Source organism: Streptomyces sp. NPDC027663 (assembly GCF_055566415.1).
Map to the genome: position 1 here is coordinate 313,772 of NZ_JBVHSK010000007.1, position 23,859 is coordinate 337,630.

Annotated in this window: 19 protein-coding genes and 2 riboswitches; of the genes, 7 read left to right on the forward strand and 12 right to left on the reverse strand. The window is 70.2% G+C overall.

The window, feature by feature from the left end; genetic code table 11:
- Positions 1 to 45: 45 nt before the first annotated feature.
- The 8 genes from ACZ4SF_RS21430 to ACZ4SF_RS21465 all read right to left on the reverse strand — a co-directional run bounded on the left by ACZ4SF_RS21430 (position 46) and on the right by ACZ4SF_RS21465 (position 9,427).
- Positions 46 to 1,599 carry an ABC transporter ATP-binding protein gene (locus ACZ4SF_RS21430; protein ID WP_468386648.1) on the reverse strand — a complete coding sequence of 518 codons (1,554 nt, stop codon included), beginning with the start codon at positions 1,597 to 1,599 and terminating at the stop codon, positions 46 to 48.
- A complete protein-coding gene (locus ACZ4SF_RS21435) occupies positions 1,596 to 2,690 on the reverse strand; it encodes an ABC transporter ATP-binding protein (RefSeq protein ID WP_468386651.1) in 1,095 nt (364 codons plus the stop codon). Before ACZ4SF_RS21435 ends, ACZ4SF_RS21430 begins: the two co-directional genes overlap by 4 nt.
- Positions 2,687 to 3,694 carry an ABC transporter permease gene (locus ACZ4SF_RS21440; RefSeq protein WP_468386654.1) on the reverse strand — a complete coding sequence of 336 codons (1,008 nt, stop codon included), beginning with the start codon at positions 3,692 to 3,694 and terminating at the stop codon, positions 2,687 to 2,689. The genes ACZ4SF_RS21435 and ACZ4SF_RS21440 overlap by 4 nt, the downstream gene beginning before the upstream one ends.
- Positions 3,695 to 3,766: 72 nt before the next feature.
- Positions 3,767 to 5,518, reverse strand: coding sequence for an ABC transporter substrate-binding protein (locus tag ACZ4SF_RS21445; RefSeq protein ID WP_468386657.1), 1,752 nt, complete (start codon positions 5,516 to 5,518; stop codon positions 3,767 to 3,769).
- Between the two features lie 55 nt (positions 5,519 to 5,573).
- A complete protein-coding gene (locus ACZ4SF_RS21450; protein WP_468386660.1) occupies positions 5,574 to 6,572 on the reverse strand; it encodes an ABC transporter permease in 999 nt (332 codons plus the stop codon).
- A gap of 351 nt (positions 6,573 to 6,923) precedes the next feature.
- A complete protein-coding gene (locus tag ACZ4SF_RS21455; RefSeq protein ID WP_468386830.1) occupies positions 6,924 to 7,709 on the reverse strand; it encodes an enhanced serine sensitivity protein SseB C-terminal domain-containing protein in 786 nt (261 codons plus the stop codon).
- Positions 7,710 to 7,900: 191 nt separating this feature from the next.
- Positions 7,901 to 8,692, reverse strand: coding sequence for an enhanced serine sensitivity protein SseB (locus tag ACZ4SF_RS21460; RefSeq protein WP_468386663.1), 792 nt, complete (start codon positions 8,690 to 8,692; stop codon positions 7,901 to 7,903).
- Positions 8,693 to 8,758: 66 nt separating this feature from the next.
- Entirely contained in the window at positions 8,759 to 9,427 is a 669-nt protein-coding gene (locus tag ACZ4SF_RS21465; protein ID WP_468386666.1) for an AAA family ATPase, read from the reverse strand.
- A gap of 179 nt (positions 9,428 to 9,606) precedes the next feature.
- A riboswitch (glycine riboswitch) is annotated at positions 9,607 to 9,704 on the forward strand.
- Positions 9,705 to 9,817, forward strand: a riboswitch (glycine riboswitch).
- 75 nt (positions 9,818 to 9,892) lie between these two features.
- Here ACZ4SF_RS21465 and gcvT point away from each other — a divergent pair.
- From gcvT to ACZ4SF_RS21500, 7 genes are all read left to right on the forward strand, one after another.
- Positions 9,893 to 11,011, forward strand: coding sequence for a glycine cleavage system aminomethyltransferase GcvT (gene gcvT, locus ACZ4SF_RS21470; RefSeq protein ID WP_468386669.1), 1,119 nt, complete (start codon positions 9,893 to 9,895; stop codon positions 11,009 to 11,011).
- Between the two features lie 116 nt (positions 11,012 to 11,127).
- A complete protein-coding gene (gcvH, locus tag ACZ4SF_RS21475) occupies positions 11,128 to 11,505 on the forward strand; it encodes a glycine cleavage system protein GcvH (protein ID WP_468386671.1) in 378 nt (125 codons plus the stop codon).
- Between the two features lie 14 nt (positions 11,506 to 11,519).
- Positions 11,520 to 12,785: a serine hydroxymethyltransferase gene (gene glyA / locus ACZ4SF_RS21480; RefSeq protein ID WP_468386674.1), complete on the forward strand. Its 1,266-nt coding sequence runs from the start codon at positions 11,520 to 11,522 to the stop codon at positions 12,783 to 12,785.
- Positions 12,786 to 12,897: 112 nt separating this feature from the next.
- Positions 12,898 to 14,265, forward strand: coding sequence for an L-serine ammonia-lyase (locus tag ACZ4SF_RS21485; RefSeq protein ID WP_468386677.1), 1,368 nt, complete (start codon positions 12,898 to 12,900; stop codon positions 14,263 to 14,265).
- Positions 14,266 to 14,307: 42 nt separating this feature from the next.
- Positions 14,308 to 15,267, forward strand: a complete 960-nt coding sequence (locus tag ACZ4SF_RS21490; RefSeq protein ID WP_468386679.1) for an asparaginase — start codon at positions 14,308 to 14,310, stop codon at positions 15,265 to 15,267.
- Positions 15,268 to 15,786: 519 nt separating this feature from the next.
- Entirely contained in the window at positions 15,787 to 16,818 is a 1,032-nt protein-coding gene (locus ACZ4SF_RS21495) for a phosphatidylinositol-specific phospholipase C domain-containing protein (protein ID WP_468386682.1), read from the forward strand.
- Positions 16,819 to 16,854: 36 nt separating this feature from the next.
- The gene (locus ACZ4SF_RS21500; protein WP_468386685.1) at positions 16,855 to 17,412 is read left to right on the forward strand and encodes a glycoside hydrolase family 25 protein; all 558 of its coding nucleotides are present in this window, start codon (positions 16,855 to 16,857) and stop codon (positions 17,410 to 17,412) included.
- Between the two features lie 17 nt (positions 17,413 to 17,429).
- Here the strand turns inward: ACZ4SF_RS21500 and ACZ4SF_RS21505 are convergent, their stop codons facing one another.
- The 4 genes from ACZ4SF_RS21505 to ACZ4SF_RS21520 all read right to left on the reverse strand — a co-directional run bounded on the left by ACZ4SF_RS21505 (position 17,430) and on the right by ACZ4SF_RS21520 (position 23,678).
- A complete protein-coding gene (locus ACZ4SF_RS21505; RefSeq protein ID WP_468386687.1) occupies positions 17,430 to 22,166 on the reverse strand; it encodes a wHTH domain-containing protein in 4,737 nt (1,578 codons plus the stop codon).
- A gap of 13 nt (positions 22,167 to 22,179) precedes the next feature.
- Positions 22,180 to 22,545 (reverse strand): Pepco domain-containing protein, encoded by a 366-nt coding sequence (locus tag ACZ4SF_RS21510; RefSeq protein ID WP_468386690.1) that lies wholly within the window; start codon positions 22,543 to 22,545, stop codon positions 22,180 to 22,182.
- A 113-nt stretch (positions 22,546 to 22,658) separates the two neighbouring features.
- The gene (locus ACZ4SF_RS21515) at positions 22,659 to 23,354 is read right to left on the reverse strand and encodes an NADPH-dependent F420 reductase (protein WP_468386693.1); all 696 of its coding nucleotides are present in this window, start codon (positions 23,352 to 23,354) and stop codon (positions 22,659 to 22,661) included.
- Between the two features lie 111 nt (positions 23,355 to 23,465).
- Entirely contained in the window at positions 23,466 to 23,678 is a 213-nt protein-coding gene (locus ACZ4SF_RS21520) for an EF-hand domain-containing protein (RefSeq protein WP_468386695.1), read from the reverse strand.
- Between the last annotated feature and the right edge of the window lie 181 nt (positions 23,679 to 23,859).

Consider the following 23,859-nt stretch of genomic DNA (forward strand, 5'->3'; position numbering starts at 1 on the left):
CTCTCCCGTCCGGGCATGTACATGACTTTGCCCAGTCGTCATGTGCTACTTGTCGGTTGACTCCTGGGAGTCGTCGGTCGGCTCCTGGGAGCCGGCCTCGGCCTGACGGCCCGTCTCCTCCGCGGCAGCCTCCGGCTCCCCGGCAGCGCCCTCCGGCTCCCCGGCGGGAGCGTCGGCGGCGGCCCCGGTACCGGCGGCCGACTCCTCGGCAGCACCGTCGGCGTCGGCGACGGCTTTCCCGGTCGAGACCTTGGCACCGGGCCCGGTCTTCACCCCGGAAGCGGCTTCCTCGGCGACGGCCTCTTCGGCAGCCACGTCCTCCGAAGCGGAGGCCTCGGCCTTCACGGACGGCTCGGCCTTCTCAGACGCCTCGGCCTTCCCGGACGGCTGGGTGTCTGCGGAAGCCTCGGCCGCTTCGGAAACAGCCGCCTCTTCGGCGGCCGCCGGCTCCGTCTCCGTCGGAGCACCGTCGGTCGCCGCGTCCGGGACCAGTTCCGACGCCTTCTTCGCCGCCGACAGCAGGACCGTGTCCTGCGGGGCCTGGTCGGCGAAGTTCTCCGGGTGGTGGCAGGCGACCCGCTGACCCGGCTTCAGCTCCACGAGCTGCGGCTCGGTCGTCTTGCAGATCTGCGTCGCCTTCCAGCAGCGGGTGTGGAAGCGGCAGCCCGACGGCGGGGCGATCGGTGACGGGACGTCACCGCGGAGCAGGATGCGCTCGCTCTTGGCACCCCGGCGCTGCGGGTCCGGCACCGGCACCGCCGACATCAGCGCCTTGGTGTACGGGTGCATCGGCGCCTCGTACAGCGAGGTGCGGTCGGCGAGTTCGACGACCTTGCCGAGGTACATCACCGCGATCCGGTCCGAGACGTGCCGGACGACCGAGAGGTCGTGCGCGATGATCACGTAGGTCAGGCCCAGCTCCTGCTGGAGGTCGTCCATCAGGTTGACGACCTGGGCCTGGATCGACACGTCCAGCGCGGAGACCGGCTCGTCGGCCACCACCAGCTTCGGCTTCAGGGCGAGCGCGCGGGCGATGCCGATGCGCTGGCGCTGGCCGCCGGAGAACTCGTGCGGGTAGCGGTTGTAGTGCTCGGGGCTGAGGCCGACCAGTTCGAGGAGCCGCTGGACCTCCTTCTTCACCCCGCCCTCGGGCTCCACGCCCTGGAGCCGGAAAGGCGCCGAGACGATCGAGCCGATGGTGTGGCGGGGGTTCAGGGAGCCGTACGGGTCCTGGAAGATCATCTGGATGTCGCGGCGCAGCGGACGCATCTGCCCGGTCGACAGCCGCGTGATGTCCCGGCCCTCGAAGGTGATCTTCCCGCCGGTCGGGTCCTGGAGGCGGGTGATGACCCGGCCCATGGTCGACTTGCCGCAGCCCGACTCGCCGACCACGCCCAGGGTCTCGCCCTTGCGCACCTCGAAGTCGATGCCGTCGACGGCCTTCACCGCGCCGACCTGACGCTGGAGAATGCCCTTCTTGATCGGGAAGTGCTTGGTCAGGTTCTCGACCTTGAGCAGCACCTCGCGCTCGTCCGGAGCCGACGCCTGCTTCGGGACCACGGCCTCGGCGACGGTGTCCGTCTTCTTCGTCTCACTCACAGCTTCGGCGCAATCTCTTCGGTCCAGATCCGCCGGCGGTCCTCGGCCGAGAGGTGGCAGGCGGACCAGTGCCCGGTGCTCACCTGCTCCAGCTCGGGGCGCACCGTGCGGGTGACGTTCCCCTTGGGGATGTCCGCGTACGGGCAGCGCGGGTTGAAGGCACAGCCCGAGGGGACGTTGATGAGGCTCGGCGGCGAGCCCTTGACCGGGATGAGCCGTTCGGAGGTCTCGCGGTCGATGCGGGGCATCGAGCCGAGCAGACCCCAGGTGTAGGGGTGCTGCGGCTGCTCGAAGACCTCGTCGGCCGGACCGCGCTCCACGCACCGGCCGCCGTACATCACGAGGACGTCGTCGGCGATCTCGGCGACCACACCGAGGTCGTGAGTGATCATGATGACCGCGGAGCCGAACTCCTTCTGCAGGTCGCGGATCAGATCGAGGATCTGCGCCTGGACGGTCACGTCGAGGGCGGTGGTCGGCTCGTCCGCGATGAGCAGCTCGGGGTTGTTCACCAGCGCCATGGCGATCATGGCGCGCTGGCGCATACCGCCGGAGAACTCGTGCGGGTAGCCGTCGACACGCTTGGCCGGCTCGGGGATGCCGACACGGTCGAGCATCTCGATGGCGCGGGTGCGGGCGACCTTCTTGCTGACGTCGTGGTGCACCCGGTAGGCCTCGACGATCTGGTCGCCGACCTTGTAGTAGGGGTGCATCGCGGACAGCGGGTCCTGGAAGATCATCGCCATGTCACGGCCGCGGAGCTTGCGCACCTCGCTCGGGGCGGCGGAGACCAGTTCCTTGCCGTCCAGCCAGATCTCGCCGGACATCTGCACGTTCTTGCCGCGGGTGCCGAGCCGGTGCAGGCCCATGATGGCCAGCGAGGTGACGGACTTGCCGGAACCGGACTCGCCGACGATGGCGAGGGTCTTGCCCTTCTCCAGCGAGAAGCTGACCCCGTCGACGGACTTGACCAGGCCGTCGTCGGTCGGGAAGTGCACCTTGAGGTCGCGGACCTCCAGGAAGGCTTCGGGTGCCGGGCGGCCGGAGGTGGGCTCCCCCACTGCGGCGCCGGTCTTGGAGAGTTCGGTCACGAGAGCCTCACCCGCGGGTCGGCGGCGGCGTAGAGCACGTCCACCACAAGGTTTGCGATCACGACGAAGAAGGCGGCGAGCAGGGTCACGCCGAGGATCTTGGGCAGGTCGTTGTCGGTGATGCCCTGCACCGCGTACTGGCCGATGCCGTGCAGCGAGAACACCGACTCCGTGATCACGGCACCGCCGAGCAGGAGGCCGATGTCCATGCCGAAGACCGTGACGATCGGGGTGAGGGCGGCGCGCAGTCCGTGTCTGGTGATGACGGTGCGCTCCCGCAGGCCCTTGGCGCGGGCCGTGCGGATGAAGTCCTCGTTCATCGTCTCCAGCATGCCCGAGCGGGTGAGCCGGGCGTAGATGGCGGAGTACAGCAGGGCGAGCGAACACCACGCCGGGATGAGGGTGTTGGCCCACTGCGACGGGTTCTCCGTGAGCGGCACGTAGTCGTCGCCGAAGATCGGCCACTGGTACCTGAAGAGCAGGATCGCCAGGTTGCCGGTGAAGAACATGGGCAGCGAGACGCCGGTGAGCGCGATGCCCATGAAGGCGCGGTCGAGGACCGAGCGCGGCTTCAGCGCGGAGATGACACCGGCGATCACACCGGAGACCAGCCACAGCACGGCGGCGCCCGCGGCGAGCGAGAGGGTGATCGGAAGGCGGGAGGTCAGCTCCGGCCACACTGCCTGGTGGTTCTTGAAGGAGTAACCGAAGCAGGGTGCGTCGCAGTGCACCGTGGTGGGACCGATGCTGTAGTCGGCGCCGGCCACGATCCCCTTGATGAAGTGCCAGTACTGGACGTAGACGGGCTGGTCCAGACCGAGGTTGTGCTTGACCGCGGCGATGTCCGCCTTCGACGGGCTCTTGCCGATGTACTGCTGCGCCAGCTGGTCCGCTGTCTGGCCGGCGAGCCGTGGCAGCAGGAAGAAGATGGCAAAGGTGACCGCGGAGACGACCAGCAGCAGGATCACTGCCGCGAACGTCCGGCGGAGGATGTACGAGATCACGGGGACCGGCGCTGGTGCCCGCGGGCCGCGAAGCCCGCGGGCACCAATGCCTTCACCTGCCTTCCGGGGCTGCTACTTCGACGCGACGCCGATGTTGAGGTAGTCGTACTGACCGCTGAAGGCCGCCGTGGAGACCAGGTTGGTGTAGTTCTGCGGTCGGGCGAGCAGGACCTTGAAGTAGGTCAGCGGGACCAGGACGGCGTCGTCCATGGTCTTCTTGTCGATCTGCGTGTAGAGGCTGTTGCGCTCGGTGGTGTCCTGAGTGCCGATCGCCTTGCCCAGCAGAGCGTTGACGTCCTTGTTGTCGTACTGCGACAGGTTGGTGTTACCGGACTGGCTGATCGCCTTGCCGTTCAGGATCTGCTGCAGGAAGCCGTAGCCGGAGGGCCAGTCGGCGCCCCACTGCATCATGATCAGACCGAGGTTCTGCTTCTCGGTGAACTTCGGCACACCCGCGTAGTCGGTGAAGTACTTACCGGACGGGTACTGCTTCAGGCTGGCGTTGATGCCGACCTTCTTCAGCGAGTTGATGATCGCCGTGGCGGCGTCGATCTCCTGCGGACGGTCCGAGCGGGCCGAGATGTTGGTGGAGATCGACGACTTGCCGCAGGCCTTCAGCTGCTCCTTGGCCTTGGCGACGTCGCCCTTGTTGCCGGAGGTCGCGTAGGCGTCCGACTTCGCGTAGCCCGGGATGTCCGGCGGCAGCACGGTGGAGGCGATCTCACCGCGGATCGGGCCGCCCTCGGCGGTCTGCACGGAGACCTTGTCGATGGCGTACTGCACGGCCTTGCGGCACTCGATCTTGTCGAACGGCGCGACCTTGGTGTTGATCGCCATGTAGACGAGACGGCCACCGAAGGTGTTGTCGGTGCCGGCCTTCTTGTCCGGGTCGGTGACGACCTCGGCCTGGGTGGAGGCCTGGACACCGGCACCGGCCAGGTCGATCGCCTTGCCGGCGAGGACGTCCTGGTCGATCGTCTCCGGGTTGACCTTCAGCTTCACGACGATCTTGTCCGGCAGCTGCTTGCGCAGCGGGTCGCTCTTCGCGTCCCAGTTCTCGTTGCGCACCAGGACGGCCTGCTTGCCGTCCTCGTAGCTCTGGAACTTGTAGGAGCCGGAGGACACGATGCTCTTGACGTAGTCGACGCCCTTGTCCTTCGCCTGGGGCACCGGCGCCGTCTGCGGGGCGGCGACCAGGTAGTCGAACTCCTGGAAGGCCTGCTTCAGGTGGAAGACGATCGTGGTGTCGTCCGGCGTCTGGATGGAGGACAGACCCTTGGCGCTCTTGTCCTTGTACGGGCCCTTGTACTTGTCGCCGTCGGCCATGAACTGCTGGAAGTAGTTCGGGCCGAGGGAGAGCACGTCACGCGCGAAGTTGGAACGCTCGACGGCGTACTTGACGTCCTTCGAGGTGATCGGCGAGCCGTCCTCGTACTTCAGGCCCGGACGCAGCTTGTACGTCCAGGTCTTGCCGCCGTCGCTCGGGACGCCCTTGCTCGCCGCGAGGTCCGGGACCAGGGTGTTGCCCTCTTCGCCGGCGCCCGGCTTGAAGGTCATCAGCGGGCGGGCCCACAGCCGGCTGAGGTTGTACATGTACGCGTAGTAGGTGTTGCCCGGGTCGAACGAGTCCGGGACGTCGGACAGCTCGTAGGTGAGCGTCCCGCCCTTCTTGTCCGACGCGTTGACGACGCCCTTGGTCGCGGCGTTGGCCCCGGCCGACTTGGTGCCGTTCTCGTTCTTGTTGTCATCGGCCTTGCTGCAGCCTGCAAGAAGCAGGCTGGCGGAGCCGATGGCCGCGATCGCGGCCAGCGCTGACCTTCGCATGATGGGCGCTTTCCCCTCCATTGTCGGAAACTTTTCGGGCTCTCTGCGGCCGGTGTCAGCGGCTGCGCGGGTCGAGAGCATCGCGGAGACCGTCACCGAGCAGGTTGAACGCAAGGACGGTCACGAAGATGGCGAGTCCGGGGACGATCATGTACGTGGGGTCGACCTTGTAGTAGGTGACCGCCTCGCGGAGCATGCCGCCCCAGGACGCCTGCGGGGGCTGGATGCCGACGCCGAGGAAGCTCAGGGACGCCTCGAAGAGGATGTTGGTCGGGATGAGCAGCGTCGAGTAGACGATGATCGGGCCGACCAGGTTGGGCATCAGCTCACGGAACAGGATGTACGGCGCCTTGGCACCCATGCCCCGGGAGGCGTCGACGAACTCGCGCTCGCGCAGGGCGAGGGTCTGGCCGCGCACGATCCGGCCCAGGTACGGCCAGTTGAAGAAGCCGATGACGAAGATGAGCACGCTCAGGTGGAGCGGCAGTCCGTTGAGGCCGAAGGCGCCGCCCTGGAGCGTGGCGGAGATGGAGATGGCGAACAGCAGGAGAGGGAAGGCGAGGAACGTGTCCATCAGCCGGCTGATGATCGAGTCGACCCGCCCGCCGTAGTAGCCCGCGACGACACCCATGATCGCGCCGATGACGTTGGACAGGACGGTGGCGCCGAAGGCGACCACCAGCGACACCCAGGAACCCTCCAGGACACGGGTGGCGATGTCCCGGCCGAACTTCGGGTCCACGCCGAGCGGGTGGTCCGCGCTCATGCCGCCCAGACTGCCCTTGGGCAGCGAGGTGTTGGGGTCGATCAGGTCCTGGTTGAAGGCGTTGGGGTCGAGGCCGAAGGCGGCCTGCAGGGGGCGCGAGAGGATCGCGAGGAGGATCAGCAGGAGCACGATGACGCCGCCCGCGACGGCGACTCTGTCCTTCTTGAACCGGGTCCAGGCGATCTGGCCCAGGGAACGACCCTCGATCTGCCCCTTACCGGCACCCTCCAGCACAGCTTCCGGCTGTGCCTCGGCTGCTGCCCCGGTGGTCTCGATCGGTGCGGTCACGGTGAGCGACCCCTCTCGCCGGTGGTGACCGGCCTGCGCCTGCCGCGGATTGCGGCTTTGTCGACTTGCCATCGATCACGAGGTCTCGGCCTCGCGTCTGAGTCGCGAGTCTTCAGCGTGGCTGCGATCACCCGCCAGATGTGACGGCGAAAGTATGCGCAACCGTGATGCAGTACAGGGGATTCCGTTATCCGAACAGTGGGTAACGCCCCTCGGACATGTGCCGGTTGCGGCGGAATGGCGAATTTGCGCCGTTCGGAACACGGGGCCGGGATCTACGCGCGCAGAAGTGTGTCGCCCGTGTAAATTCTCCGCCTCGGCCTCAAGAGGCCCTCCGTACGGGCGGGTTGATCAGTAACCGCCGTGCACCGGCGGGTAGCCGTAGCCGGCCGCCGGGGCCTGTGGCGACGCGGGGACCTGGAGCTGGGGCTGCGGCGCGGCGGCATGGGCCTCACGGTCGTAGAAGGGACGCGCGTTGACGCGCATCCACATCACCACCGGGTCGTAGTCGTCCGTCATCGCGACCGTCGACACCGGCAGTCCCTCCGGGACCGCGCCGACGGACTGCTGCATCATCGCGCGCACCGAGTCGACCGCGGCGGGTGAGGTGTCGTACACGTCCAGACCGATGGCGAGGTACGGCGCCCCGAGCGCCGGCTGCACCCAGGCGCGGCGCAGGGAGCGCAGGGCAGGGGTGCGGTGGGCGTTCTGTGCGAGCAGGGCGTAGAACTGCGGGATCTCGATGCCGGGCTCCGACAGCCGGAGCGGGCCGGCGGGCTGGCGGTCCAGGCCGGTGGCGATGCGGCGCAGGTCCAGCCAGGGGATGCCGACGCCGCCGCCCGGGGCGTGCGGGTTGAGCCAGAGGCCGTAGTGGTCCGGGTAGAGGGTGCGGGCCACGTCCAGGCCGTCGGCCACTTCGTAGGAGCGGTTCCAGCCGCTGGCCGACAGTTCCTGGGCGGAGGTGACGCAGGGGGCGTAGTGGACGCCGTCCACCTCCATGTCCCCGTACTGGGCGTCCGGGGAGCCGGCCTGGCCGTGCCACAGGAGCATCCAGATCTGGCCGGAGGAAGGGGTGACGAGGGCACGGAGCAGGGCCTCGTAGGCGTCGTAGCGTCCGGGCGTGACCTGGCGCAGCATGTGCTCGACGCTGCCGCTGTGGCTCGCGCTCACCTGTCGTGCCCTTCCTTGTCAGTGCCCCGCGTTCAAGGACAGCTTAAGCGCCTGGCAGCTCGGGACTTCATCCCGTGCGCGGATGCGGGTGCTCGTGGCTTGTCGCGCCCCCGCGGCGCATCCGCATACCGGACACGGCCTCGCGCCCCTCGGCGCGTTCAGTGACCGTATTGACAGAAGGGGCGGACGTTGGCCTTCAGCCAGTGGCCCACCGGGTCGTCGGCCACATCGAGCAGGACCAGGTTGACCGGCCATTTGACCGGGACTTTACCGAGGGCCCGGCCCAGGGCCTCCAGGGGCAGGGCGCGCAGGTCGCCCTCCCACCGGGAGAGTTCGACGCCCACGAACATCACCGGGTCGGCCGTCTCGATGGCGGCGAGACAGCGACGGGCGGTCAGGACCACGCCCGTGCCGGCGAACTCGGCCGAGGCGGCGGCGAGGAAGTCGACCGGGTCGTCCTGCCAGTCGGGCTCGAAGAGCCGGACCCGGCCGCCGGTGCCGGGACCGTCGAGCGGGGTGCGCCCCGCGCGGCACAGCTCGGCCACCGCTTCGGGCGGCAGCGGTATGCCGACGACGCCGCCGGGGTTCACGGCGATGCCCGCCTGTGGCGGCAGGCCCTGCGCGAACTCCACGGCGGGGGCGATGGTGTACGACATGTGGGAGCCGGCCGCCTGACGCAGTTGCTCCTCGGAGCTGAACACCGGGACGTACACCTGGCCCTCGATGTCGAGGGTGGGCAGGTCGAGCGGGCCGCTGTCCGGGCCGCCGCCGCCCGGCAGCGGGATCCACAGGAAGCTGCGGCCGAGCACCTCGACGATCCGGCCGCCCGCCGAGGGGACGCCGAGGGAGGCCGACAGCACCTCCTCCAGCTCGTTGCCGGGCCAACCGCCGTGCGGGTGGGGGTGTGCCTGTGCCGGGAAGTCCGCGGGAAGGTCCGCCGGGAAGTCCATCTGCCTACCGCCTGCTGGTCATCACTGCTGTGAGCAAGAAGGCTAGCGGGTGACTGTGACAACGCCTCACCGAGTGAAGCCCACGCGGCTCAGGGCGCCTGCCGCGTCCCGGTCCAGCAGCACCGCCGAACCGCAGCCGGCGGGCAGCTCGCCCTTCTCCACCGCGCGCAGCAGCCGGTCGGTCGCACGGCGGTGCCGGCGGAAGGCGTAGCGGGACACACCCCGGCCGCGCTCGTGCTGGCCCTGCCGGGCCGTCTCGGCAGTCACGTCGAGCAGGAGGAGGTGCAGGGTGCTGCCGCGGCGGCGGGCCTCGCGGGCCAGCCAGGCGCGCACCCAGGACTGGGTGCCGCAGTCGTGGACCACGACGCCCTCGCCGGTGCGCAGGGCCCGGCGCAGTCCGGCGTAGTGGGCGAGGCGGACCAGCGGGCGGTACAGCGCGTAGGGGAGCCGGCGGGGGACACGGGCGTCCCAGCGGTCGCGGGTGTCCTGGGAGTCGATCCGGTGGCCGGTGACCGCGCGGTGCATGAGGGTGGACTTGCCGCTGCCGGGCAGACCGGTGATCACCACCAGGTCGCCGGCGCCGAAGAGCAGGGCGTGCGGGCTGCGGCCGGCGCGGGCGCGCAGGTCGCGGACGACCGGCGCGGGCCGGGCCGCGCAGCGCTCGCGTGCCGGGGCGGAGGGCTGCTTCGGCACCGCGATGCCGGCGTTCGTGGCGTAGGCCGAGGTCCTGTTCACCGTGATCGTCCTCCCCAATGGGCTCGGTCATCCCCATGCCCCTTGTATGTAAAGAGAAGGTAATGGGCAACGGTAGGGGGTTCGTGCGCGTAGTGCCACAGCTCGGTTACAGATGCGGGGCCCTGACGCGTGGGGGCGCGGCATGCAATGATGTGGCCGCCAACTGCATACCGGCCGTTTGAATCCGCGCGGGAGAGTTCCCAGCAGCCTTCGCTGGGGCGCCGAAGGAGCAAGTCCCTCCCTTGAATCTCTCAGGCCCCGTTACCGCGCGGGCGAGGCACATCTGAAAAGCGGGCCGCTGTGTCAGCGGCTCCACCCAAGGTGCAAGCCGTGATCGTCCCTGTGGCGGTCTCGGCGAACCTCTCAGGTTCCGATGACAGATGGGGAGGAAGTTCCTCGCCCTCCCCACGCCCGGCTGCGCTCGCGCGGGGGGACCCCATGTCTGCCCTGGGAGACGACCGACCGATGAGCAGTACCGAACTCCGCCACACCGCGCTCGATGCCGTGCATCGTTCGCTGGGCGCGACGATGACCGACTTCGCCGGCTGGGACATGCCCCTGCGCTACGGCTCCGAACGCGACGAGCACCTCGCCGTGCGGACGAAGGCCGGTCTCTTCGATCTGTCCCACATGGGCGAGATCACCGTCACCGGCGCCGGGGCCGCCGCCCTCCTGAACTTCGCCCTGGTCGGCAACATCGCCTCCGTCGGCGTCGGGCGTGCCCGCTACACCATGATCTGCCAGGCCGACGGCGGCATCCTGGACGACCTGATCGTCTACCGCCTCGCCGAGACCGAGTACATGGTCGTGGCCAACGCCTCCAACGCCCAGGTCGTGCTGGACGCGCTGACCGAGCGCGCCGCCGGCTTCGACGCCGAGGTCCGCGACGACCGGGACGCCTACGCGCTGCTCGCGGTGCAGGGCCCGGAGTCCCCCGGGATCCTGAAGTCCCTCACCGACGCCGACCTGGACGGTCTGAAGTACTACGCCGGCCTGCCCGGCACCGTCGCCGGCGTCCCGGCGCTGATCGCCCGCACCGGCTACACCGGCGAGGACGGCTTCGAGCTGTTCGTGAAGCCGGAGCACGCCGTGGAACTGTGGCAGGCGCTGACCAAGGCCGGCGAAGGCGTCGGCCTGGTCCCGTGCGGTCTGTCCTGCCGGGACACGCTGCGCCTGGAGGCGGGCATGCCGCTGTACGGGCACGAGCTGACCACCGGGCTGACCCCCTTCGACGCCGGCCTCGGCCGCGTGGTGAAGTTCGAGAAGGAGGGCGACTTCGTCGGGCGCGAGGCGCTCGCGCAGGCCGCCGAGCGGGCCGCTTCCGAGCCCCCGCGGGTCCTGGTCGGCCTGGTCGCCGAGGGCCGCCGGGTGCCGCGCGCCGGGTACACCGTCGTCGCCGGCGGCACGGTGATCGGCGAGGTCACCTCGGGCGCCCCCTCCCCCACCCTGGGCAAGCCGATCGCCATGGCGTACGTCGACGCGGCGCACGCGGCCCCGGGCTCCGAGGGCGTCGGCGTGGACATCCGGGGCAGCCACGAGCCGTACGAGGTCGTGGCTCTGCCGTTCTACAAGCGCCAGAAGTAGACACTGGGCGCGGAACGTCCCCGTGACGTGACCCTGCGCACACATCCGCTGCTCACAAGCAGTTCCAGCAGTCCCCCCTTCACCACCACTCCCGCGCGTACAGGAGAATTCAGGCCATGAGCAACCCCCAGCAGCTGCGCTACAGCAAGGAGCACGAGTGGCTGTCGGGCGCCGCGGACGGCGTCTCGACGGTCGGCATCACGGAGCACGCGGCCAACGCGCTCGGCGATGTCGTCTTCGTCCAGCTCCCCGAGGTCGGCTCCACGGTGTCCGCGGGCGAGACCTGCGGCGAGCTGGAGTCGACCAAGTCGGTCTCCGACCTGTACTCGCCGGTGTCCGGTGAGATCACCGAGGTCAACGAGGACGTCGTCAACGACCCGTCGCTGGTGAACTCCGCCCCCTTCGAGGGCGGCTGGCTGTTCAAGGTGCGCGTCACGGAGGAGCCTGCCGAGCTGCTCTCCGCCGACGAGTACACCGCCTTCACCGCCGGCTGAGGAGTCGTAGCCCCATGACTGTCCTGAACACGCCCCTGCATGAGCTGGACCCGGAGATCGCCGCCGCGGTCGACGCCGAGCTGAACCGCCAGCAGTCCACGCTGGAGATGATCGCGTCCGAGAACTTCGCGCCGCTCGCGGTGATGGAGGCCCAGGGCTCGGTCCTCACCAACAAGTACGCCGAGGGCTACCCGGGCCGCCGTTACTACGGCGGCTGCGAGCACGTCGACGTCGCCGAGCAGATCGCCATCGACCGGATCAAGGAGCTGTTCGGCGCCGAGTACGCCAACGTGCAGCCCCACTCCGGCGCCTCCGCGAACCAGGCGGCCCTGTTCGCGCTGGCCCAGCCCGGGGACACCATCCTCGGCCTGGACCTCGCCCACGGCGGTCACCTGACCCACGGCATGCGGCTGAACTTCTCCGGCAAGCAGTTCGACGTGGTGGCCTACCACGTGGACGAGGCGACCGGCCTGGTCGACATGGCCGAGGTCGAGCGGCTCGCCAAGGAGCACCGCCCGAAGGTGATCATCGCGGGCTGGTCGGCGTACCCGCGGCAGCTGGACTTCGCCGAGTTCCGCCGGATCGCCGACGAGGTCGAGGCGTACCTGTGGGTCGACATGGCGCACTTCGCCGGCCTGGTCGCCGCCGGGCTGCACCCGAACCCGGTGGAGCACGCGCACGTCGTCACCTCGACCACCCACAAGACGCTGGGCGGCCCGCGCGGCGGCATCATCCTGGCCAAGAAGGACTTCGCGAAGAAGCTGAACTCCTCCGTCTTCCCCGGCTTCCAGGGCGGTCCCCTGGAGCACGTGATCGCGGCGAAGGCGGTCTCCTTCAAGGTCGCCGCCTCGGAGGACTTCAAGGAGCGCCAGCAGCGTACGGTGGAGGGTGCCCGCATCCTCGCCGAGCGGCTGACCGCACCGGACGCCCGTGAGGCCGGGATCAACGTGCTGTCCGGCGGCACGGACGTGCACCTGATCCTGGTGGATCTGCGTGCGTCCGAGCTGGACGGGCAGCAGGCCGAGGACCGGCTCCACGAGGTCGGGATCACGGTCAACCGCAACGCGGTGCCGAACGACCCCCGCCCGCCGATGGTCACCTCGGGCCTGCGCATCGGTACGCCCGCCCTCGCCACCCGCGGCTTCACGGCCGAGGACTTCGCCGAGGTCGCGGACGTGATCGCGGCGGCGCTGAAGCCGTCCTACGACGCGGAGGGCCTGAAGGCGCGTGTGAAGGCGCTCGCCGACAAGCACCCGCTGTACCCGGGTCTGAACAAGTAAGTCACCTTTCGCGGGGCACCGCGCACACTGGAAGTAACAGCGTGCGCGGTGCCCGCGCCCCTGTACCAGCCCTTTGCACCACCTTTTGCACCACCGTATTGAGGAGTCACCCGTGGCCATCTCGGTCTTCGACCTGTTCTCGATCGGCATCGGCCCGTCCAGCTCCCACACGGTCGGCCCGATGCGCGCGGCGCGCATGTTCGCCCGCCGGCTGCGCAACGAGGACCTGCTCGGGTCCGTCGCGTCCCTGCGCTGCGAGCTGTACGGCTCGCTGGGCGCGACCGGCCATGGCCACGGCACCCCGAAGGCGGTGCTGCTCGGCCTGGAGGGCGCCTCGCCGCGCACGGTGGACGTGGAGACGGCCGACGAGCGGGTGGAGGGCATCAAGGCGTCAGGCCGTCTGAACGTGCTCGGCGAGCACGAGATAGCGTTCTCGTTCGACGACGACCTGGTCCTGCACCGCCGCAAGGCCCTGCCGTACCACGCCAACGGCATGACGGTATGGGCGTTCGACGCCTCGGGTGCCGAGCTGCTGTCGAAGACGTACTACTCGGTCGGCGGCGGCTTCGTCGTGGACGAGGACGCGGTGGGCGCGGACCGCATCAAGCTCGACGACACGGTCCTGAAGTACCCCTTCCGCACGGGCGACGAGCTGCTGCGCCTGACCAAGGAGACGGGCCTGTCCATCTCCTCGCTGATGCTGGAGAACGAGCGGGCCTGGCGCACCGAGGAGGAGATCCGCGCCGGTCTGCTGGAGATCTGGCGGGTGATGCGCGAGTGCGTGCAGCGCGGCATGTCCCGTGAGGGCATCCTGCCGGGCGGCCTCAGGGTCCGGCGCCGCGCGGCCGTCTCGGCCCGCCAGCTGCGCGCCGAGGGTGACGCGCTGGCGCACGCCATGGAGTGGATCACGCTCTACGCGATGGCCGTGAACGAGGAGAACGCGGCCGGCGGCCGCGTGGTGACGGCCCCCACCAACGGCGCGGCCGGCATCATCCCGGCGGTCCTGCACTACTACATCAACTTCGTGCCCGGCGCCGACGAGGACGGTGTCGTCCGCTTCCTGCTCGCCGCGGGCGCGATCGGCATGCTCTTCAAGGAGAACGCCTCCATCTCCGGCGCCGAGGTCGGCTGCCAGGGCGAGGTCGGCTCCGCCTGCTCCATGGCCGCGGGTGCCCTCGCCGAGGTGCTCGGCGGCTCCCCCGAACAGGTGGAGAACGCGGCCGAGATCGGCATGGAGCACAACCTGGGCCTGACCTGCGACCCCGTCGGGGGCCTGGTACAGATCCCGTGCATCGAGCGCAACGGCATGGCCGCGGTGAAGGCGGTCACGGCCGCGAAGATGGCGATGCGCGGCGACGGTTCGCACAAGGTGTCCCTGGACAAGGTCATCAAGACCATGAAGGACACCGGCGCGGACATGAGCGTGAAGTACAAGGAGACGGCGCGGGGCGGCCTCGCGGTCAACATCATCGAGTGCTGAACAGCGAGGGCCGACCGGCGATCACCGAGGAGGGGGCGGACTGTGCACGCGGTGGTGGCGGAGGTCTGGCGCGGCGACTTCCTGGAGTCGGTGCACCACGGCACGGTCCACGCGACCGGTCCGCGGGGGCGGACCGTGCTGAGCGTCGGTGAGGCGGACCGCCCGATGTACCCGCGGTCGGCCAACAAGCCGCTCCAGGCACTCGGCATGCTGCGCGCCGGCCTCGCCCTGGACGGCGAACTGCTGGCACTGGCCTGCGCCAGCCACTCCGGCGAAGCCTTCCACCTCGACGGCGTGCGCAGGATCCTCGACGGGGCCGGACTGGACTCGGGCGCGCTGCAGTGCACGGCGGGACTGCCCATCGGCGAGGCCGCGCTGCGCGCCCACCTCGCGGCCGGCGGCGTGCCCACCCGGCTGACGATGAACTGCTCGGGCAAGCACGCGGCGATGCTCGCCACCTGCGTCGCGGCCGGCTGGGACACGGCGACGTACCTGGACCCGCGGCACCCGCTGCAGCGTGCCCTGCTGGAGACCGTCGAGGACCTGGCCGGCGAGAAGGTCGCCGCGACCGGTGTCGACGGCTGCGGTGCGCCCCTGTTCGCCATCGGCTACCGGGGCTTGGCGCGGGCGTTCGCCGAGCTGGCGACGGGTGCGCCCGGCTCCCTGGAGCACCGGGTCGCCCGGGCGATGAACCGGCACGCCGAGTACGTCGGCGGCACCGGCCGGGACGTGACCCGGCTCATGCGGGCGCTGCCCGGATCGGTGGCCAAGGACGGCGCCGAGGGCGTGTACGCGCTGGCGCTCCCCGACGGCTCCTCCGTCGCCCTGAAGATCGCCGACGGTTCCCCACGGGCCCGCGCCGTCGTCATGGTCGCCGCGCTGCGAAGGCTCGGCGTGGTGACGGACACGAACGAGACCCTCGCCGAACTGGCCACCGCGCCGGTCCTCGGGCACGGCGAACCGGTCGGCGCGGTGCGGGCCGCGCGGATCCTGGACGAGTAGGGCGACGCAGCGCTCGCACGTCGCCCGGGGGCCTCCTTCCGGTCACTCCCCGGACGTGTCGGCCTGTGACGGTCACGGAAAGTCGGCTGTACAAGTCGGTACGAGGCGTGACTGTGCCCGGTGATCCGGTCGGCGAGCCGCCCGTGATGTGGCTGCGCGACAACTGCCCGTGCGCGGCGTGCCGCGGTCGCCGTGCGCCGCTGGGACGACGAGGCGAAGGACCCGGACGCCGTGTGCCGGTCACAAGATGACTGTGACTCCAGCCGGCCTTCCTCCGGCGACGCCCAAGCGGGATACGAGATGGCCGCATCCCAGTCAGCAGAAGGAAGAAGCCGGATCGCGCCACAACCGGACAGGCGCCTTGCAGCCGCCCTGAACGCACGCCACCTGTGCACAGCACGGCTTCCGCACCGGGATCGTCCGCAGGCCGATGTCGCCCCGGGGCCACCACACGGCAACCACTCCGCCCTACGCTGAGCGTCGAACTCAACTCGCCCATCGAGAAGGGGACTTGACCGGATGCGTGGAGTGAGACGGCTGGCGGCGCTGCTGAGCGCCGCCGCGCTTCTGCTGGTGGCACCGGGCAACGCCCGGGCGGCCGCGCCGAAGCTCTCCGGGACGACGGCCATCGGCACGCACAACGCGTACGAGAAGTCCAAGTACACCTACTTCGCGCAGGCGCTGGACTCCGGCGCCTCGCTGCTGGAGCTGGACGTGTACGCGGACAGCCTCAGCCGCCGCTGGCGGGTCAGCCACAGCAACCCGTGGGGCAACGACAACAACTGCGAGGCAGCGAAGACACCGAGCGAGCTGTACGGCAAGAGCCGCAACCAGGACCTCGGCAGCTGCCTGGACAACATGGCCGCGTGGAACCAGCTCCACCCCGACCACCCACCGGTCGTCGTCAAGGTGGAGTTCAAGGTCGGCTTCAACGACAACGGCGGCCTCGGCCCCGACGAGTTCGACACGCTCATCCGCCAGAAGCTGGGCAGCAGCGTCTACAAGCCGGCCGACCTGCTCGCCGGGACGTACCCCTCGCTGGACGCGGCCGCGAAGGCCGACGCCTGGCCGTCCCGCGACTCACTCAGGGGCAAGTTCCTCTTCGACCTGAGCCCGGGCACGGTGGAGAAGGCCAACCCGTTCGACCACTACTGGACGGACGAGGAGTACGGCGACCATCTGCGAGACCTGTACGCGGCCGGGCAGATCGGCCAGGCACAGGCCTTTCCCGCCGTACTGGGCGCCGAGAACGGCGATCCGCGCACCAGCCGCTACGACGCCTCGATCCGGCCCTGGTTCGTGTTCTTCGACGGGGACGCGGCGGCCTACGTCCACAACGGCTACGACACGTCGTTCTACTCCGCCAACCACTACATCCTGATCACGACGGGCGCCCACAACGTGTCTCCGGCGATCTCCTCCACCGGCCCGACGGACGCCGAGGTCGCCGCCCGCCTCGCGCTGCTGGCCGAGCACCACGCGAGTCTGATCACCTCCGACTGGTCGGCGAAGTCGGCATCGGTGCTGGGCTCGGTGACCACTCGACGCTGAGGTTCCGTCAGGCGGCGCACGGGGGACAACCATGACATGCTCCATGGCATCGACGTAAGCGCCTACCAGTCCTCGTCCTATGCCACGAACGGCCTCTCCTTCGTCTTCATCAAGGCGACGGAGGGCCGTTCGTACGTCAATCCCCGGCTGACCGCGCAGACGAAGAGGGGCCGCGACGCCGGACTGGTCGTCGGCTTCTACCACTTCCTGTGGCCCGGAAACCTCACCGCCCAGGCCGAGTACTTCGTCCAGCACGCGCCGGAACACCGCGGCGACATCCTCGCGGTCGACTGGGAGACCACCGGCGACGGCACCCGCGCGAGCAACGCCGAGAAGGACCGTTTCATCCGCAAGGTGAAGGAGTTACGGCCGCACAACAGGGTGGTCCTCTACACGAACCGTGACTTCTGGCTGAGGGTCGACACGACCTCCTACGCCGGGGACGCCCTCTGGATCGCCGACTACGTCACCGCCGGCAAGCCCCGCATCAAGGCGAAGTGGCTGTTCCACCAGTACACCAGCGAACCGCATGACAAGGACGTGGCGAACTTCGCGACCGCGCAGGCGCTGCGGACGTGGGCGGCCGGCACCTGACGGCGATCGTTCGCCCGTCAGTCGTACACGACGTCACCGGCCAGGACGAAGCCGAGCCGGACGAGGTGCCGGGCCGTCTCCGGGAGGAGCCGACCGCTCTGGGAAGCGAATTGGGACACCATCCGCACCGTGAGCGGGGTCCCTCGTGCCAGCCACGCGGCGGCCGAGCGGACCTTGTACACCAGGCGGAGTTCGTCCCATGTCATCCGGTCCAGCAGTGCCCTTGCCGCTTCCGGGCACGGTATGCCCAGCTCCTGACACCGGGCAGCCACCTCTCGGGGGCGGCGTCCCAACTCGATCACGGCCGCCAGCAGGCCTTCCAGCAGCATCGGCGTGCCTGGCTCCCGCCACGGCGCCGTGCCGTCCAGCCGCTGACTGAGCAGTTCGAGGTCACCCGGTTCCACCCGCTCGGGCAGGACCGTTCCGTCCGGCAGCGACAGACCGCACTTCTCCAGGCGGTCGGCGACCTCGGCAGGGCTGCGGCGTGTCCGGTCCGCGCTCCACAGGACCTGCCCCAAGGGGAGAGGGGCGTGCCAGTCGAGCCAGAATTCGTCGCCGTCGGAAGTCACGGTGAGGTATGCGAGATCGTCCGGGCCGACATCGCCCGGCAGAGCCGTGTCGTCGGGAAGGGGGACTCCCAGTTCCGTCAGTCGGTCGACCACGGTCTGAGGAGGGCACCCGAGTTCGGCCGCGGCGACCACCACGTGCGGCAACGGAACCGGAGCCGACGTGTCCAGCCAGGGCTGCGTGCCGTCCAGGTCATTGCTGAGCATGACCAGGTCCCCGGGGCTCACACGGTCGGGTACCCGTACGTCCTTCGGCAGCGGCATTCCCAGCTCGGCCAGCCGCGCTGCCACGGCGGCCGGCTCCCAGCCCAGTTCCGTGGCGAATGCCAGCACATAGCCCAGAGGCACCGGCTTGCCGGCGGCCAGCTCCCCCGTGACCTCGTCTCCCCGGAGGAGCTTGTCGTCGTACGGCAGAACGGCCTCCGGCACTGCCGTGGCCGGGGGGACCGACAGCCCGAGCTCCGCAAGGCGTGCCACGACTGCCGCGGGAGTACGGTGCAGCGCCTCGGCACACGAGAGGACGTGCGCCAAGGACACAGGAGCGGCATCGTCCAGCCACTCCTCGGGGTCCGAGAGATTCTGTCGGGCGGTCAGGAGCTGGCCGTCTCCGGGAGCCGCCGCCTCGGGCACCTGCACCCCGCTCGCCAACCGCAGCCCACACTCCGCCAGTCGCTGCGCCACCGCTCGGGGTGCACGACGCAGTACCGTGGCGGCCGCCAGCACATGGCCCAGGGGCACAGGGGCCGTATCGCTCCACCAGGGCGACACTCCGTCACACCGTCGGCTGAGCAGGACAAGGTCGCTGTGGCGCGCCATGTCGGGCACGCGCACCCCTTGCGCCAGCCGCAGGCCCAGCTCCGTCAGTCGTGATGCCACCTCGTGGGGGCTGCACCCCAGCATCTGCGCGGTTCTGAGCACGTGCCCGAGCGGTACCGGCGCGTCGGGATCGAGCCAGGAGCGGCGCACGGCGGCGGGCGGTGTGGAGGATCCCCAGGCGCTTCCGTCGATGGTGAGCAGCGCGTCGTCCGTCGGCCGGGCGACCGCAAGCGCGGCGTGATCGGCCACGGTCGCTCCGGGCAGGGCACCCGCGGCCACCCAGCTGAGAGCGCGCCAGTCGGCGATGGCAGCCGGAGGAGTATGGCCGTAGAAGCCGTGCAGCACCGCGTGCTCGTCCACGGCGATCTGCGCGTCCGCCGGGAAGCAGCCCGCTGCCGTGACATCCAGTTCCTGGTCCTTCACCGCCCACGGCCGGTACCCGGCTCGCACCGCGGCTTCGCAGATCGCGTCGGCCAGTTTGGGCTCGTGGCGGACCAGCTGGGAGAGCCAGTCGTGGGTCAGCACCGTCGCCTGCCCCCGCAGCAGGGCGGGGATCTCCTGGTGCAGCACTGCGGCAACGCGGTCCTTGTCATAGCCCAGCGTCCGTGTGCGGTCGACGGTCAGCTGGGGCATGTGCCGGCCCGTGAGGTTCACCACGGCACCGACGCGTTCCTCCCCCGCCCACAGTCCGTCGGCGAGCACCGCGCCGTTGGTGCTGGTCCACCACACGTCCGGGCGGGTGGTGGCGTCGACCCTGACACCTTTCACACGCTCGGCGGACTCGAAGTACGGGCGGTGCCCCAGCGGCGCCACCTCGGACAACACGTTCGGCTGCCACTCGAGCCTCGTCCCCGCCTCCTCGGCGACGACCGCGTACTCGGAGATCCACAGCAGCCGCCGCAGCAGGTCCGTGCAGGACGGATGGCGGCCGGAGGGGCGGAGGTAGAGCCGGACCGTGGTGCAGGCGTCGTAGCCACGGCCGAGGCTGCGGATACGGAAGAGGGAGCCCGGGCCCGCGATGTCCACCTGGAGACGCCGGCCGGGATGTCCGTCCCGGTCCAGTCGGCACGTGGTCACCGACACGTCGTCGGCGATCATGAAGTAGCTGAGCACCCCGATGCCGAACCGGCTGTTGGGATGGAGTTCGATGCCCTCCTCGCGCCAGGCGGCCAGTTCGTCGTGGTACTCGGGCAGGTCGGCGAAGCGTTTGCCGGCGTGCGAGAAGACCTCGCGCAGCTCGCGTTCGCCCATGCCGATGCCGTTGTCGGTGCATTCGATGTACGGTCGGCCGCAGTCGTCGGCACCTTGGGTGAACGTGATCCGCCCCTGCCAATCGGGCAGTTGGGCGCCCCGGCGGCGCAGGTAGGCGGTCCGGGCTCCGCGGTAGCGGCAGGCGTCCAGGGCGTTCTGGTACAGCTCCCGGATCGCCAGGGCGGGATCGCCGTAGAGCTGCTCGCCCATGAGGAGTTCCTGGATCCGGTCGTCGGCGAGCCGGAAGCGCAGGTCGGTGGATTCGTAGACGGGCCTGCCCCGGTGGTCCACCTCCGCCCGCACCAGGTCGGCGGTGGCGTGCACCGGCAGGTCGCCGAGCGGGGCCAGTTGGGGGTCGGTGCCGGCCTGCATGTCGACGGCGCCCAGCAGGGCATCGAGCTCCTCCGCCTGCTGTCGCAGCGCGAGCCCGGCGGCGGGGTGCCGGCAGGCGGCGTTCAGGACACGAGTGCGGCCGTACGAGTCCCAGCGGGCCGTGCGGATCGTGGTGTGCAGCTCCGCAAGGTCCACGGAGTAGCTGATGCCCAGGTGGTCGACGATGACGTCGGGCAGCAGGACCGGGTCGATCGCGAGACGGTGCGCGACGGTCAGCAGGACGACCAGGAGCTGGATACGCAGGTGTTGCTCGGCGCCCGAGCCGCCCGCGAGCTGGCGTTCGGGCCGCACCACGGTCGCGTCGAAGGAGGTGCGCAGGGAGCGCAGCAGCGTGGGCAGGGCGTCCAGCGCGAGCAACTCGGCGACCAGCGCCCGGTTGGATCCGGCCGGGAGGGTCTCCAGCAACGCATCGGTCTGACCGATCAGTTCGGCCAGGACTTGGTCGTGCAGGTCGCCGGGCCGCTGAGCCAGCCAGCGGCGGAACAGCCACCAGGCGATGCCGGACGCTCCGTCGGGCCGAGCGGAACGGGTGGCGAGTTCGGCGCGCCGTACGAGACGGGGACGGCCGGTGAAGAAGTGCTCGTAGGCCGCCCGCTCAGGGTCGGGGGACCCCAGGGCGGAGAGATTCTCCGGTTCGGCCACCAGCGCCCGGGCCGCCGACCGGTTCGCGCACGCCACGTAGAGGTACGGCACGGTCACCATCAGCGCTGCCTCGGCCGGGGACAGAGCGAGCTTCTCGGGGTTGAGCACCTTGGACAGCAGCCAGCCCACCCGGTCGGTCATGCGCTCGGCGAACTCGACGGGACGCCAGGGGTCCTCGGTCAGCCGCGCCTCGTCCCGGCCGGCCTGCGCGGCCACCTGGGCCACGAGGGCGAGGGCGGCCGTCCGCAGGGACTCGCAGTCGGGGCCGTCCCCGGCCCGTTGCCACGCGGGATGCTCGCGGGCCGCACTGACCCAGGGGTGTTCCCCCGCAGGACCGGGCAGGAGTTGTACGGCGCGCGGGAAGACGACGAAGTCGTCGGTGTCCGTCTCGGTCTGCACCCTGATCTGCTGGCGGGGAGTGTTGTGCTCGGCGGTCAGCGCGTCCGTCGCACTCTGGAGCTGTTCCTTGAGCTCGCGCACGGTGCTGGGGCCGGCCTCGTCCGCCACGACGGTGCTGAGGGCGCGGGAGAAGATGCTGAAGGTGGCGTTGCCGGCGGTGGTGTAGCGGGCGCGTTCGCCCGGGGAGCAGGCGTAGACGTGGCAGTAGTGGCGGGCACCGGTGCGGGCCACCTTCATCTCGGACCAGCCGGCCGCGTTGACCCCGGCCATCTCCTTGAGGTGGATGCCCTCTCGGCAGGCGTCGACGAGGACCATGACGTCACCGGCCCGGCTGCGCTCCACGTAGCCGCCGAAATCCAGCGAGAGGCAGCGGCCGCGGAAGTCGTGGGACCTGGTGCGGGCGCCCTTGGGCACCAGGTAGTCCCTGCCGTCGTGGTGGATTCCGTGACCGCTGAGGTAGAGCAGCAGCGTCTCGCCGGGCGCCGCGTCCTGGAAGAACGCCTCGACGGCCGAGTCGATGCTGTCGCGGTCGGTCTCCTCGGTGTCGTGGACGGTCACGTGGTAACCGGCCTGGGACAGAACGTCCGCCAGTTCCGCCATGTCGTCCGTGACGAACGGCAGGTCGTCGATGGCGTCGTCGCGGTAGGCCGGCACGCCGACGAGCAGGGCGCGATACGAGCCGTTCATACCGCCCGGCCCGTCAGGCGCCGAACGTCAGTGTGATCGCTCCCTTGGCCCCCACCTGAGCCGACGTACCGACCAGGGCGATTCCGCCGGTCGCCGTGATCTCGAAGGACACCTGGGCCTGGCGCAACGGCATGCCGGCCTCGGGCACCTGGAGGCCGCCGAGCACCTGCTGCAGCGCGTCGACGGTGCGCTGGAGGTTGTCGCGCAGCACCGTGACGGGGATCTGCCGGAGCGAGGCGTCGCCGCCGCCTCGCCCGAAGATGCCCTTGTCCCCGGAGCCCGTGCCCGTGGGTGGTTCACCGTCGATGGACACCAGGACCTCGACGGACGGAACGGTCTCGTCCTGATCGGTGTGCGCAGCCCTGACCGTCTCGAACACAGGCCCCCCAGTTGCCACTTCGTCGCCCTGAAGCCTCACATCCTAGGCGCTCGCGGCCTGCGCCGCCGCGATTCCGGCCGACTGCCGGGCGGCCCGCGGCCGTCCCGGACCGTTCAGCCCCGGAAGTCCGCCGGGCGTCCCGGGGACGCGTCGGCCAGGGCCTTGCGTACCTCCTCCACGCCCGCCCGCAGGCCGTAGACGGGGGTGCCGGGCTGCTGGCGCCAGGAGTCGGCGACGGTGCCCGCGTCGACCGTGTCGAAGCCCAGTTCGTCGATCAGGTCGCGGACGGTCCGCTTGGCCGTCTCGTCGTCGCCGGCGACCGGGAGGGCCATGCGCTCGGGGTCGCCCGCCGGGCGGGGCCGATCCAGGATGTCCTGGGCGTAGGTGCCGTTGAAGGCCTTGATCACCGGGTGGCCGATCTGCTGCTCGGTCCAGCGGCTCTCGGTGAGGCCCTCGTCCTCGATGGCCGCGATCCGGCCGTCCCGCTGCTGCGGGTAGTAGTTGCCGGTGTCGATCACCGCCACCGACTCGGCGGCGCCGTCCAGCAGGCCGGCGGGCAGGGCCGGGACCGCCTTCAGCGGGACGGTGACGACCACCACCTGGGCGCCCTTGGCCGCGTCCTCCGCCCGGACCGCCGTCGCGCCGGTCTCCTCGGCCAGTTCCCGGAGCGTCTCGGGGCCGCGGGAGTTGGCCACGCGGACGTCGTGGCCGAGTGCGGTGAGCCGCCGGGTGAGGTTGCCGCCGATGTTCCCCGCGCCGATGATGCCGATCTTCATGGCTGACCTTCCGGATGATTCATGCGCGTGCATGCCTCTGACGGAGGGGTCAACCACGCGGCGAACCGGACTGTTCCCGCTCCCCCGTACGACGGCAGGGGGCGCCCGGTCCGTGCGGACCGGGCGCCCCCTGCCGTCTCAGGGTCACTTGCTGAGGTAGGCCCAGAACTCGTCGAACGACAGCAGCTTGTCGCCGTTGAGGTCGCGGGTCCGGATGATCGCCGCCGCGACCGTCTCGGTGACGTTCCAGTCACCTTCCTGTGCCAGGGCGGACTTGAACTCCGCTGCGGTGATGAAACCGTCACCGTCCGCGTCGATCCGCTGGAACTGCTTGCGTGCTTCCTCGATGTCCGCCACCGATCCGCCCCTTTTGTTCGTGTTCTACATGCCGTGCTGGCGTACTGACGCTGGTCAGATTAACGGCCCGCGGGAGTGCGGGGTGCGGCGACCACCCGGGCGCGGTCCGCGGTGTGCGGGGCGGGGCTGCCGGCCGGCCGACGGTGGAAAGTCCGGTGCCGTCGCCGGTCGCCTCTGGGAG

Excerpts from the sequence above, each read along its gene's own strand:
- ACZ4SF_RS21445 (WP_468386657.1), bottom strand. The coding sequence starts at position 5,518 with ATGCGAAGGTCAGCGCTGGCCGCGATCGCGGCCATCGGCTCCGCCAGC.
- ACZ4SF_RS21455 (WP_468386830.1), bottom strand. The coding sequence starts at position 7,709 with ATGCTGCGCCAGGTCACGCCCGGACGCTACGACGCCTACGAGGCCCTG.
- ACZ4SF_RS21460 (WP_468386663.1), bottom strand. The coding sequence starts at position 8,692 with ATGGACTTCCCGGCGGACCTTCCCGCGGACTTCCCGGCACAGGCACAC.
- gcvT (WP_468386669.1), top strand. The coding sequence starts at position 9,893 with ATGAGCAGTACCGAACTCCGCCACACCGCGCTCGATGCCGTGCATCGT.
- gcvH (WP_468386671.1), top strand. The coding sequence starts at position 11,128 with ATGAGCAACCCCCAGCAGCTGCGCTACAGCAAGGAGCACGAGTGGCTG.
- glyA (WP_468386674.1), top strand. The coding sequence starts at position 11,520 with ATGACTGTCCTGAACACGCCCCTGCATGAGCTGGACCCGGAGATCGCC.
- ACZ4SF_RS21495 (WP_468386682.1), top strand. The coding sequence starts at position 15,787 with ATGCGTGGAGTGAGACGGCTGGCGGCGCTGCTGAGCGCCGCCGCGCTT.
- ACZ4SF_RS21500 (WP_468386685.1), top strand. The coding sequence starts at position 16,855 with ATGCTCCATGGCATCGACGTAAGCGCCTACCAGTCCTCGTCCTATGCC.
- ACZ4SF_RS21505 (WP_468386687.1), bottom strand. The coding sequence starts at position 22,166 with ATGAACGGCTCGTATCGCGCCCTGCTCGTCGGCGTGCCGGCCTACCGC.
- ACZ4SF_RS21515 (WP_468386693.1), bottom strand. The coding sequence starts at position 23,354 with ATGCACGCGCATGAATCATCCGGAAGGTCAGCCATGAAGATCGGCATC.